General features: G+C 33.9%; 14 protein-coding genes. 8 read left to right on the forward strand and 6 right to left on the reverse strand.

What is annotated here, in order from left to right; all coding sequences use genetic code 11:
* Position 1: 1 nt before the first annotated feature.
* Positions 2 to 874, reverse strand: coding sequence for a hypothetical protein (locus GWR14_RS12105; RefSeq protein ID WP_163409281.1), 873 nt, complete (start codon positions 872 to 874; stop codon positions 2 to 4).
* 303 nt (positions 875 to 1,177) lie between these two features.
* Here GWR14_RS12105 and GWR14_RS12110 point away from each other — a divergent pair, with 303 nt between their 5' ends.
* The 7 genes from GWR14_RS12110 (at position 1,178) to GWR14_RS12140 (ending at position 6,870) form a co-directional block, all read left to right on the forward strand.
* A complete protein-coding gene (locus GWR14_RS12110; RefSeq protein WP_163409282.1) occupies positions 1,178 to 2,332 on the forward strand; it encodes an aminotransferase class I/II-fold pyridoxal phosphate-dependent enzyme in 1,155 nt (384 codons plus the stop codon).
* Between the two features lie 214 nt (positions 2,333 to 2,546).
* Positions 2,547 to 2,735 carry a hypothetical protein gene (locus tag GWR14_RS12115; protein WP_163409283.1) on the forward strand — a complete coding sequence of 63 codons (189 nt, stop codon included), beginning with the start codon at positions 2,547 to 2,549 and terminating at the stop codon, positions 2,733 to 2,735.
* A gap of 87 nt (positions 2,736 to 2,822) precedes the next feature.
* Positions 2,823 to 3,686: a TraB/GumN family protein gene (locus GWR14_RS12120; RefSeq protein WP_163409284.1), complete on the forward strand. Its 864-nt coding sequence runs from the start codon at positions 2,823 to 2,825 to the stop codon at positions 3,684 to 3,686.
* Positions 3,687 to 3,693: 7 nt separating this feature from the next.
* On the forward strand, positions 3,694 to 4,197 hold the full coding sequence (locus tag GWR14_RS12125; RefSeq protein ID WP_163409285.1) for an RNA polymerase sigma factor: 504 nt from the start codon (positions 3,694 to 3,696) through the stop codon (positions 4,195 to 4,197).
* Positions 4,187 to 4,801 carry a hypothetical protein gene (locus GWR14_RS12130; RefSeq protein ID WP_163409286.1) on the forward strand — a complete coding sequence of 205 codons (615 nt, stop codon included), beginning with the start codon at positions 4,187 to 4,189 and terminating at the stop codon, positions 4,799 to 4,801. The genes GWR14_RS12125 and GWR14_RS12130 overlap by 11 nt, the downstream gene beginning before the upstream one ends.
* A 161-nt stretch (positions 4,802 to 4,962) precedes the next feature.
* A complete protein-coding gene (bioD, locus tag GWR14_RS12135; protein ID WP_163409287.1) occupies positions 4,963 to 5,583 on the forward strand; it encodes a dethiobiotin synthase in 621 nt (206 codons plus the stop codon).
* A gap of 117 nt (positions 5,584 to 5,700) precedes the next feature.
* Positions 5,701 to 6,870: a beta-ketoacyl synthase N-terminal-like domain-containing protein gene (locus GWR14_RS12140; RefSeq protein ID WP_163409288.1), complete on the forward strand. Its 1,170-nt coding sequence runs from the start codon at positions 5,701 to 5,703 to the stop codon at positions 6,868 to 6,870.
* A 74-nt stretch (positions 6,871 to 6,944) separates the two neighbouring features.
* Here GWR14_RS12140 and GWR14_RS12145 read toward each other — a convergent pair whose 3' ends face one another.
* Together GWR14_RS12145 and GWR14_RS12150 are read right to left on the reverse strand one after the other, a co-directional pair.
* A complete protein-coding gene (locus tag GWR14_RS12145) occupies positions 6,945 to 7,886 on the reverse strand; it encodes an OmpA family protein (protein WP_163409289.1) in 942 nt (313 codons plus the stop codon).
* Positions 7,887 to 8,121: 235 nt separating this feature from the next.
* On the reverse strand, positions 8,122 to 8,883 hold the full coding sequence (locus GWR14_RS12150; RefSeq protein WP_163409290.1) for an exodeoxyribonuclease III: 762 nt from the start codon (positions 8,881 to 8,883) through the stop codon (positions 8,122 to 8,124).
* Between the two features lie 114 nt (positions 8,884 to 8,997).
* Here GWR14_RS12150 and GWR14_RS12155 point away from each other — a divergent pair, with 114 nt between their 5' ends.
* The gene (locus tag GWR14_RS12155; RefSeq protein ID WP_163409291.1) at positions 8,998 to 10,806 is read left to right on the forward strand and encodes a GNAT family N-acyltransferase; all 1,809 of its coding nucleotides are present in this window, start codon (positions 8,998 to 9,000) and stop codon (positions 10,804 to 10,806) included.
* A 61-nt stretch (positions 10,807 to 10,867) separates the two neighbouring features.
* Here GWR14_RS12155 and GWR14_RS12160 read toward each other — a convergent pair whose 3' ends face one another.
* The 3 genes from GWR14_RS12160 to GWR14_RS12170 all read right to left on the reverse strand — a co-directional run bounded on the left by GWR14_RS12160 (position 10,868) and on the right by GWR14_RS12170 (position 12,691).
* Positions 10,868 to 11,146 (reverse strand): TM2 domain-containing protein, encoded by a 279-nt coding sequence (locus tag GWR14_RS12160; RefSeq protein WP_163409292.1) that lies wholly within the window; start codon positions 11,144 to 11,146, stop codon positions 10,868 to 10,870.
* Positions 11,147 to 11,164: 18 nt separating this feature from the next.
* Positions 11,165 to 11,572: a DUF805 domain-containing protein gene (locus tag GWR14_RS12165; RefSeq protein WP_163409293.1), complete on the reverse strand. Its 408-nt coding sequence runs from the start codon at positions 11,570 to 11,572 to the stop codon at positions 11,165 to 11,167.
* A 171-nt stretch (positions 11,573 to 11,743) separates the two neighbouring features.
* The gene (locus GWR14_RS12170; protein ID WP_163409294.1) at positions 11,744 to 12,691 is read right to left on the reverse strand and encodes a 2-hydroxyacid dehydrogenase; all 948 of its coding nucleotides are present in this window, start codon (positions 12,689 to 12,691) and stop codon (positions 11,744 to 11,746) included.
* Positions 12,692 to 12,711 lie beyond the last annotated feature (20 nt).

Raw genomic sequence — 12,711 nt, forward strand, 5'->3', positions numbered from 1 at the left:
CTTAAATAGTTAATTCATTGTCCTCTTCTAATAATCTTCCCCTCTCAATCAGTTTGGTTAGCATTACCAAAATACTTCCTAAAAGTACTGCATAAAATTGTACATCTATAGTTGGATTAAACGAAACTTTAATATTTTCGAAGTAAGTATTTTGCAAAGATGTTAAAATTTGTGGCTCGACAGTTATATTACCAAATAAATTAATATCAAGAAAGCAGTAAATTACAGGGATTAATTGCGAAAAGAGAAACACATATCCTAATCTTTTGATATAAATCGAAAGAAGTTTTGAAAAATATATTTCTTTAGCCAGTTCTCTTAAAATAAGAGCTAAAAAAATCATTTTTAGAATCAAAAAGACACTATTCAGATGCTCTCTTAGAGCAAGCATGATGTTGACAAAAGACTCTTTTGTCAATATCTTTAAATATGATGAATCTCCCTGCGAAACATATTTTATAAATTTGAATCTGCCCGCTTGTTTATACAGATAAGCTCCACTTCCATCGGCCCCCACTGGAGCATGATTGTTTTCAGAACTGACGTTATAGATGTTTACAGCCTTTGCTATTTTGTTATCCTTTAGATATGTGCTGGTAATTTGAGGATAAGAATCTCCTGCATAAACCCCTAAACTCCCTTTATATTTCCTTATTGAATCAGGAATTTGTAAAGTCAGTATAGCCGGCACATAATAGCCTTCAGAAGTTTTACTTCCCATTGTTAAAGTCGAATTACCATTTTTTATGATATATTGCCCATCGCTACCAAACAATTTGGCAGATAAGAATGTTAGAAAAAAAATAGTATAAGCTATAATACCAAATACGACGGCAAAGTAGAGTAACGATGCAAAATGTTTGATTGGATTCATAATGACTGATGTTTAAATTTATTGCAAACATATAATAAATTATCGAAAAACAATAATTTATTATTAAAAAACAGATTTTTGCATAAAAAAATTAGATAGACGCATCATCTACAATGTTATTTAAGCATGAGAACGATGTCTTAACAATAAACTCATTTCTTCTTTTATATTTTTCTTTAACAGTAACAAACTTAACATTTCAAAAGAAGCGCTATTAAAACAGTATTTGAGTCACCAATTAAAATCAACGAATCACATAATCCCCCTGTTTATTTATATTTTCAATTTCATAACTTTGCTTTTATGAAATTACCTGAAAACCTAAATCAGAAACTTGAGAATCGTAAGCTGAACAATTCGCTTAGAAAACTTCCTGCGTTTAATAATCTTGTCGATTTTTCGTCTAATGATTATATAGGTTTTTCAAAATCGGAATCCATTTTCAAACATACTCATGCTTATTTACTGGAAAATGAGATTTTTCAGAATGGAGCAACAGGCTCCCGCCTAATTTCAGGCAACCATTCTTTATACCAAATTGCCGAAACTTTTATTTCGCAATTCCATGACGCTGAATCGGCTTTAATTTTTAATTCGGGCTATGATGCTAATATTGGTTTTTTTAGCGCTTTACCGCAACGAAACGATGTTATTTTGTATGATGAATTAAGCCATGCTTCTATTCGCGACGGAATTACAATGTCGAATGCCAAATCATATAAATTCAACCATAACGATTTTGAAGATTTAGAACGATTAATTATTAAATTTCAATTTTCTAAATCCCAAATTCCAACAAATATTTACGTTGTTACAGAAACCGTTTTTTCTATGGACGGTGATAGTCCAAATCTGGAAGAGTTAGTGCAACTTACCGAAAAATACAATTGTTATCTGGTAGTTGACGAAGCACATACATTAGGCGTTTTTGGAGAAAAAGGCGAAGGGCTTACGCAATACCAGCAGCTACATCATAGAATTTTTTCCCGAATTATGACTTTCGGAAAGGGTTTAGGATGTCATGGTGCTGTTGTCCTGGGAAGCATTGAGTTAAAAGAATATCTCGTTAATTTCGCCCGAAGTTTTATTTACACAACAGGTCTGTCTCCACATTCTGTTGCTACTATCTTGGTTGCCTACCAACAATTAGAAATCGAAAAAGAAACGATTGAAAAATTACGCCAAAACATCATTTTGTTTAATCAGCAAAAAAATCTTTTAGGCTTAAAACCCATGTTTGTCCGAAGTAAATCAGCTATTCAATCGGCAATTATTCCGGGTAACGGAAATGTAAAACAAATTGCACAACAATTACAGGACAAAGGTTTTGATGTAAAACCGATACTTTCACCAACCGTTCCTGAAGGCCAGGAACGTTTACGTTTTTGTATACACAGCTACAATACTGAAGAAGAAATTAATCAGGTTTTAGAATTTCTGAGAGATTTGGTCTTTTAATTATTCCGCAGAAATTCCCAAAAATTTCCACAAAGAATCACAAAAAAACTTCGCAAACCTTTCTGCATTTTCTTTGTGTATCTCTTGTAAAATTATATTTTTTTTCTTCTCGAACCCCTTATATTTCCTCACTTTTCGAAAAAAGTTTATTTTTTTTGTAACGTTTTGAATGTTTGGTCACTTACGAGTCGTAATTAAATAAATCAAAACTATTATGAAATCGCAATCTAGTTTCTCCAAACAAAATACCTACAAATGTGTCTTAGCCGCATTAGCAGGATTTCTACTCGCTTTACTCTTCAAAATCCTGATAAAAATAATCAGCATTGTTTTTTTAGTTCTGATGGGCGCTTTAGTCATGGGAGTTGTTTCTTCCTGGCAACGAAATAAATACAGTAAATAATCAAAAGAGTTTCAGTCGTACAACCAATCAAATCATTTTAATCAAAATCATCAATCAATTAATCATCAACTTAAATCAATCAAAATCATGAAAAATTTAATCAAAACAACATTAGCAGTAATATTATTCATTTTTAGCGGAACAATCGAAGCACAACAAAAATCTCCTAAATTAGAAAATTCCCTATTATGGGAAGTATCCGGAAACGGATTATCAAAACCTTCTTATTTATACGGAACGATTCATATGATATGTTCAGGAGATTATTTTCTTTCTGACAAAGCAAAAAGAGCATTTGATGCATCAAACAAACTGGTACTCGAAATAAACTTAACAGATCCTAAAGAAATGGCAGAGATGCAGGAAGCATCAACGAAAGCAGAACCGATTACCAAAAAGTTAAACACAGAACAATTAGCTAAATTTGAAGATATTTTAAAGAAAACTACTGGTTTGAATGTAGCTCAGATTGATAATTATGGTTTGGCGGGTGCAATGTCATTAGTTTCAATGAAAAATTATGGCTGTAAAGATTTGAAGCAATATGAAATGGAATTTATCTCAAGAGCCCAAAAGAACAACATACAAGTTGGAGGTTTAGAAACGGCAAAAGCTCAATTATTGGCCATTGATAATGCCTATACAAATGATGAAATGATTACATTTTTGAAAGAGTTTGACCCAGAAGTAACCGCAAAACTTGTAAAAGCGTATAAAGAGGAAAATGTAAATGATTTATTTACAATTCTAACAGACAAAAAAATGGCGAGTGAGCGCACTAATAAAGCTATATTAGATGACAGAAATAAGAACTGGGCTAAAGATATGCCTCAAATTATGAAAAATGAAAGCGTATTTTTTGCATTTGGTTCAGCACATTTAGGTGGAGATTTAGGAGTGATTAATTTACTAAGAAAAGCAGGATATATTGTAAAACCAGTAATGAACTAGCATTATTTTGAAAGAGAAAGAACAAGAGTTTTTAAACCGGATAGAAAGTCACAAAGGAATTCTGTATAAAGTCTCCAAGATGTACATGGATAATCCATATGATCAACAAGACTTATTTCAGGAGATTGTCTGTCAGCTATGGAAGTCTTACGATACTTTTCGAAATGAAAGTCAATTTTCAACCTGGATGTATCGGGTGGCAGTAAATACAGCTATTGTTTTCCTAAGAAAAGAAAAGCGAAAAGTAGACAAATATGAAATTGCATCAGAAAACATTAAAGATGATGAAACCGATTCTCATATAAAAGAAAGTCAGCTGGACCATTTTTACAAAGCAGTTCAAAAACTCGAAAAGATTGATAAAGCCATTATTTTTTATCAATTAGAAGGCTTTTCTCATAAGGAAATTGGAGAAAACCTAGGTATCTCTGAAGGAAACGCAAGAGTGAAATTAAACAGAGCAAAAGAAAAATTAAAAGAAATTATAAAAAATCAAGGATATGGATTTTAACGATATACAAAACGCATGGAACAACGAAAAAACAGAAAACATTGTTCTTCCAGACAATTTAGAAAAAATACAATCGGCAAATACGCCTTTAGACAAGATTCGAAAAAATTTAAAAAAAGAATTTTTTTACCAGTTTAGCTCCATTATCCTTATTGGATTAATTCCGGTTATTTATCAATTCCCGGATAAGGCTACAGCATTTTTTTACTTAATATTCAGTATGTTTACTGCCGTATGCGTTTATTACCTCACTAAACTTTACTTTTTTTATAAAAGATTAAATAACATTACACTTAAAACGAAAGACAGTCTGTATGAAACCTATTTCGATATCAGATTAAACATGGAATTGTATAAAACATTTGGATTTGCATTAACTCCTTTTGTCGTAATGGGGTTAATCGGATTTCAATATTACCTACTGTCACAATCATCAGATTTTGAAATAAATCAAATTAGCAATTCACAATTAATCGCTTTTATAGTACTTATCTTTTTTTCCATTATATGTATGGGAGCAGCTTTAGAATGGTGGGTTCATCATTTCTATGGAAAATATGCTAAAGAAATCAAGAAACTGATTGACGAATTAAAAGAAGAATAAACAACAAGCCTATCAATTATGATAGGCTTGTTGTTTTTATTGGTATTTTTGTGGAGAATTTTACACAGAGATTCACAAAGGAAAAGCAAAGATTCACAAAATTTTTATTCTTTGCACTACTTTGTGTATCCTTTGCGAATCTCTGCGAAACAACAAATCTCATGAAAATATTTATCACAGGCATTTCAACAGATGTGGGCAAAACAATAACTTCTGCCATTGTGGTTGAGGCTTTAGAAGCAGATTACTGGAAACCCGTTCAGGCCGGAGATTTAGATAATTCTGACAGTCATAAAATAAAAGCCCGAATTTCTAATTCAAAAACAAAAATCTTCGAGAACAGTTACAAATTAAACACACCTGCCAGTCCGCATTTGGCAGCTGAAATCGACGGAATTCAAATTGATTTAGAAAAAATTCAGGAACCAAAAACCGACAACCATTTAGTTATCGAAGGCGCAGGCGGCATTTTTGTACCGTTAAACGAAAAAGATACGATTGCAGATTTGATTCAGCCCGATTACAAAATAATTATAGTTTCAAGACACTATCTCGGAAGTATCAATCATACATTATTGACTATTGAAGCGATTCAGAATAGAGGTTTTCAGGTTTCCGGAATTATCTTTAGCGGAAGCGAAAACAAATCTACCGAAAACTTGATTCTCGATAAAACCGGAATTAAATATATTGGAAGAATTGATGAAGAACCGTATTTTGACCAAAATGTAATTAAAGAATATGCCGATTTATTTCGGAAAAATCTTTTACAACTTCAATAGCAACTTCAAAAATCAATTTCAACTCTGAAATCGTTAATTTATGTAGTCCATTTAACTCTAATTAAAAAAGCTTTGCGACCTTTGCGATTAAAATCCAGCAGGCATAAAAACAATATTTTGAATACAAATAAAATCTCCATAACAGCATTTTCGTCTATTTCTCCATTAGGAAATAATCCTGAAGAAGTCTGGGAAAAATACCTTAACGATCAGCATTGTTTTTCACAGCAATTCTTAGATCAGCAGGAAACTTCTGTAGCAGCACTTAAAGCAGAATCCAAACAAATTATTGCTGAAGTCCGTGAATCAGATCCTAAATATAAATTTCTGGACGATTCTGTTTTGTTTGCTTTGGCAGCTTCGCGAAAGGCTGTTAAACAGGCAGGCTGGAAATCAGGAGATGCATTCGGAATCAACATTGGCTCTTCGCGCGGGGCAACCGATCTTTTCGAAAAACACTATAAAGAGTATGTCGATACAGGGAAAGCACAGACTCTCGCCTCACCTACAACCACTTTAGGAAATATCTCTTCCTGGATTGCTCACGATTTACAAAGTACGGGTCCTGAAATTTCACATTCCATAACCTGTTCTACGGCACTTCATGCAATTTTAAATGGTGTTGCATGGCTAAAATCAGGAATGGCTGATAAGTTTTTAGTAGGTGGTAGTGAGGCTCCTTTGACCGATTTTACGATTGCCCAGATGCGGGCTTTAAAAATATATTCACGTATTGACCAGACTAAGGACTCGTGGCCCAATCTGGCATTTGACTTTGAAAAAACGCAAAACACGATGATTTTGGGTGAAGCTGCAGGAGTTTGTTGTCTGGAAGCCGGCCAGACAGAAAGTGCAATCGCTTACATTACAGGTGTTGGTTATGCTACTGAAATTTTAGAACATAATATTTCGATTTCTGCAGAGGCTGACTGTTTTCAGAAATCGATGAAAATGGCTTTAAAAGAAACCGATTTAAAAGATGTAGACGTTATCGTTATGCATGCTCCGGGAACTATAAAAGGAGATTTAACGGAACTTCGTGCAATTGAAAAAGTTTTTGGAGAAAATTTACCATTGCTGACTACCAACAAATGGAAAATCGGACACACTTTTGGGGCTTCAGGAATTTTGAGTTTAGAATTAGCGCTTTTGATGATTCAACATGATAAGTTTATCGATGTTCCTTTTGCAAAAACTCAGAGTAAAACAAAGACTATAAAAAAAGTGCTGATTAACGCTGTAGGTTTTGGAGGAAATGCTGTGAGTATTTTGATTGAAAAAGCATAATTATAAAACCATATCAATAAAAAAAGGCTCAAAGTTTAAAACTCTGAGCCTTTTGAATTTTATTAAAATTCTGCTTAGTTGATACTATTCAGCATATCAGCGATTTCATCCAGCCTTGGCGTTAAGATAATCTCGATTCTACGGTTTTTAGCTTTTCCTTCAGGAGTTGCATTGCTTGCCAAAGGAGAAAATTCGCTACGACCGGCAGCAGTTAATTTTTGTTTGTTGATTTTAGTATTTTCACTTAAAATAGCCACAATTGCAGTTGCTCTTTTGGTGGACAAATCCCAGTTGTTTGCAATTGGTCCCGAACCAGCGTAAGGATCATCATCAGTATGTCCTTCAATCAAAACAGAAAGATCCGGATTGTCTCCTAATACTTTTCCTAACTCCACAACCGCTTTTCTACCCTCAGAGCCCACTGCCCAGCTTCCTGAATTGAAAAGTAATTTGTTTTCCATGGAAACATATACTTTACCATTTTTCTGTTCAACAGTCAAACCTTTGCCTTCGAAACCATTTAAAGCTTTTGATAAGGTTTCTTTTAATTTACGCATTGCTTCTTCTTTAGCAGCAATCATATCTTCCAATTCTTTCAAACGATTTGCTGTTTTATCCAAACGTGCCTGTTCATCTGCTAGTTTTTTAGATTTTGCTTCTAATTCTGCCAGTAAATCACGGTTTTTATTCATATTTTTCTCTAGCGCATCATTGCTGTTTTTCTCTAAAGCATTATAGGAATCCTGTAAAACCTTAAATTTATTTTGCGCAGCAGCCAGATCAGCTTTTTGTTTATCAAGCTCAGCTTTTGTACTGTTTAAATCCTTCGTTAATTTATCACGTTCTAATTCTAACTGATTTTTTGCAGTTTTTAATTCGCTGTTTTCATCAGCAATAGAACGGTTTTCTTTTTTTAAATCTGAATATTTTGTTTCCAGATCGTTGTATATTTTTTTGGAAACGCAAGACGTTGAAAGTGCTAAAACCAGCAATCCCAGTGAGGCTTTTTTAATCATTTTTATGGTATTTTAGAATTATAGGTTATTATTCTTTTTGAGTACTCTTATTATCGTGAAACCCTAGCCCTGATTGAAACGGAAATCCTTTGTGTTTTTTCTTTAAAAACATAAAGATTGCAGTGGAAAGCAGGAAATAGCTCCTTACTTTTAACCTTAAAGCCTTCAAATCCGCTCAGAATGACAATTATCCTGACTTAGAACCCGACTTTGTCTAACAATAACAATACCAAAATTATTCGATTTCAACCAAAACCGGACAATGGTCTGAATGTATGGCGTCGGGAAGAATAACAGCACGCTTTAATCTGTGTTCTAAAGGTTGGCTTACCAGATTATAATCGATGCGCCAGCCTTTATTATTTCCTCTCGCTCCTGCACGATAGCTCCACCACGTGTAATGATGCGGATCTTTGTTGAAATGACGGAAACTATCAATAAAACCTGTCTTCATAAATCCGTCCAGCCAGGCACGCTCTGCCGGTAAAAATCCTGAAACTGTTTTGTTGCGAACCGGATCGTGAATGTCAATTGCTTCGTGACAGATATTGTAATCCCCGCAAATAATAATATTTGGAATGGTTAATCTTAATTCATTTATGTAGGTTTGAAAATCATCCATATACATAAATTTATGGTCTAATCTTTCAATATTGGTCCCTGATGGAAGATACAGACTCATTACGGAAACATCATCAAAATCGACACGCAGGTTTCGTCCCTCAAAATCCATGTGGTGAATTCCGGTTCCGTAAACCACTTTTTGGGGTTCAATTTTAGATAGAATGGCTACACCGCTATATCCTTTTTTCGTTGCCGGGTAATAATATTGATATGGATAGCCTGCAGCAGTGATATCTTCTGTCGGAATCTGATCCTGAGTTGCCTTAATTTCCTGAAGACATATAACATCCGGATTGGCCTGTTGAAGCCAATTGATAAATCCTTTTGAAATAGCTGCCCGTATTCCGTTTACATTATAAGAAATAATTTTCATGCGATTTTTTTAGATACCCAAAAGTAATAAAAATGCGGAAAGTTTGTATAACAAACGCTAAAAGTAGAGTTTTTTGTTATCTTTGTTCGCTGTTCTAATAAATTAAAAAAGTACATGGGTTTAGTTACCGCGAAAGAAGTTGCAAAAGCAATAAATGTTGATAAGTACGGAGTTTTTGGTACTTTTTCAGGCTGGATTCTCATGAAGGTTCTTAAGATTTCTACTCTTAATAAAATTTACGATCACAATAAACATTTAGAAGACGTTCCTTTTTTAAATGGAATTTTGGATGAGATGGAAATCAAATTCGAAATCCCTGAAGAAGATTTAAAACGTCTGCCTAAAGATGGCGCTTACATTACTATATCTAATCATCCGCTTGGAGGAATTGATGGCATTTTGTTATTGAAATTAATGCTTGAAAGAGAGCCAAATTTCAAAATTATTGCCAACTTTTTATTGCACAGAATTGTTCCGCTTAAGAAATACATTATGCCTGTAAATCCTTTTGAAAATCATAAGGATGCAAAATCAAGCGTGGTTGGGATTAAAGAAACACTACGTCATTTAAGCGATGGAAAACCTTTGGGAATTTTCCCTGCCGGTGAAGTTTCGACCTACAAAGACGGAAAATTAGTTGTTGATAAACCCTGGGAAGAAGGTGCTATAAAACTGATTAGAAAAGCAAAAGTTCCTGTTGTACCGATTTATTTTCATGCTAAAAACAGCAAACTATTCTATTGGTTATCTAAAATAGATGATACTTTGCGTACAGCCAAATTACCTTCTGAACTGCTTACCCAAAAAGACCGTGTGATTAAGGTTCGTATTGGAAAACCAATTTCGGTAAACGAACAAAACGAAATTGAATCGTTTGAAGAATACTCAGAATTTTTAAGAAAAAAAACTTATATGCTTGCCAATCCTTTTGAAAAGGACAGCAAATTACTTGATACTTCCAATTTAAAAATTCCTAAAGCGCCTAAAAAAATCGTTACGCCTGCCAATGAATCAAAAATGATTGATGAAGTTCAGGCACTACGGAATAGTGACAGCAGGTTCTTGCAAAGTAAAAATTACGAAGTGTTTTTTGCGGGAGCAAAATCCATCCCAAATATTTTGCATGAAATTGGGCGTTTACGTGAAATTACTTTCCGTGAAGTTGGTGAAGGAACCAATGAATCTATTGACTTAGATGAATACGACCAATATTATCACCATATGTTTTTATGGGATGATGAAACTAAAAAAATCGCTGGTGCCTATCGTATGGGATTAGGTTCTGAGATTTATCCAAAATATGGAATCGAAGGTTTTTACCTCACTGACCTTTTTAGATTTGAACCGGAACTTCACGATATGATGCACAAATCAATCGAAATGGGACGTGCCTTTATCACCCGTGAATACCAGCAAAAACCAATGCCTTTGTTTTTACTATGGAAAGGTATTATCCATACGACTTTACGTCATCCGGAACATAAATATCTGGTAGGCGGTGTAAGTATCAGCAATCAGTTCTCTGACTTCTCAAAATCATTGATGATTGAGTTCATGAAGTCAAACTATTACGACCCATATATTGCACAATATATTCATCCGAAAAAGGCTTATAAAGTAAAACTGAAAGACGCCGATAAAGATTTCATTTTTGATGAAGCCGAATCAGACCTGAACAAATTCGACAAGATCATTGACGAACTGGAACCAGGGAATTTACGTTTGCCTGTCCTGATTAAAAAATACATCAAACAAAACGCACGTGTAGTAGCTTTTAATGTCGATCCTTTGTTTAATAATGCTATTGACGGTCTAATGTACATCAGGATTGCAGATATTCCTGAAAGCACAATGAAACCGGTTATAGAAGAGTTTCAGATAGAACTGGAACGCAAATTATCTGAAAAAGAAGATATCAGTTAAAAAAAGAATCTAATATAAAAAAACAAACCCCAATCTTAAGAGATTTGGGGTTTTGCATTTTTTAGAACCAGCCTTTTTTACCAACCTGATAGGTTTGATAAAATTCTTCGTCTGATTTTGTGAGATATAAAATTCCTTCTACAATACCTATTAGACCACCTATCCCGCACATTAATCCTAAAACAAGCTGAATTATACCTTCTTTTGTATAACCTAAATAAAACTTATGAATTCCTAAAGCTCCCAATAAGATAGCAAATATTCCAGAAACAATCTTCTTATTCTCTTCTCGGTTATATTGCGGGGTATTCCAATGTTCTGTTGGTTTTGTGGTTTCCATTTTTATATATTTTTATAGTTATGCATCAGCTTTTCCAATTTCACTAATTTCGTCAAAATCACTTTTAGGATCTGGCCCATAAGCATTTGTTCCTTGATCACCTGCTGTAGCTAATACTACTATCAACCAAATTACACCCGCTAATGGGATTAGCACAATAAAAGCAAACCAGCCACTTTTCCCTACATCATGTAAACGTCTCACTAAAACAGCTAAACCTGGTAAAAAAACAAACAAACTATACAATGATGAAATTATTCCTGATTCAGCCAAACCAAAAGTCAAACCAGTAGTTTTATCAATAATAGAAAGTATTATAGAAATGATTATAGTTGCTAAAGTATAATACCAATATTCGCTCCTTCTTGCACGCCCATTGAAATTCGCATAGTTTTCAAAAACCACTTTTTTGTACCATTCAATCATAATAATATTTTTTTAGTTAATTAAAGCCCTACTCTTTTGGGGATTTTCGGTTTCTCCTTTTTTAAAATTTTGTTAAATTTAACAACAATATTAAAAAAAAATAACTTCAAAAACTAATTTCACGGAAAGCTTTTACAGAAAAAACCTGTTATTAAATCATGAATAGAATTATTATTTTGAATAAAGCATTTTAATCTTATCAACTATAACCTGAGCCAGTCGCTCGTGGCTTTCAAATGTCCACCCGGCAATATGAGGGGTTAGTATTACTTTTTTACCATCCAATAAATACTGGAAAGCTTCAGGAGTATTTTTTTCCTGAAAAAGTGTTTCAAAAGATAATTTTTCATACTCCAGAACATCCAGACCTGCCCCTAAAACCTTCCCTGACTTCATTGCTTCAACTAAATCTGCCGTGACAATGTTTTTACCACGGGAAGTATTTATAATCCAAAATGGCTTTGCAAATGCATTGATGAAATTCAGATCAATCATTTTATCCGTATCTGGCGTCCATGGAATATGCAGACTTAGAACATCTGTTTTTTGCTGTAACTCCTGTAAGGAAACCTGTTTTGCATTTTCATCCCCCATATTATCTGCAATATCGTAACACAAAACGGCAACATCAAAACCGCGGAGTTTTTTGGCAAACGCTTTCCCCATATTTCCATAACCAATAATACCAACGGTTTTACCATCAAGTTCATGACCACGATTACTTTCCCTGTTCCATTCCCCAGAACGGATTTCACTATCTGCCTGATTTAGTTTGTTAAAAAGTGACAAAATCATTCCTAAAGTATGTTCTGCAACAGCGTTGCAATTACCTTCCGGAGCCGCAATCAGGTTAATATCTTTGTCCAGAGCGTAGTCACAATCAATACTTTCAAGGCCTGCTCCTACTCTGGCTATAAACTGAAGATTGACTGCTTTATCTAAAAATGTTTTGTCAATTTTAAAACGGCTTCGGATAACGATTCCATTATAATCCTGAATTTTGGCTTCGATTTCTTCTTTTGAAGAGGTAAAATCGGCATGATTTTCAAAACCCGCTTCTTCTAACTGCTGCCAAAGAATGGGATGATTGCTATCAATATGTAGAATTTTTATACTCATTATTTTAAATTTAGATAAAA

Origin of the sequence: Flavobacterium ajazii, from assembly GCF_010614725.1 — a bacterium.
Classification (GTDB): Bacteria; Bacteroidota; Bacteroidia; order Flavobacteriales; family Flavobacteriaceae; genus Flavobacterium; species Flavobacterium ajazii.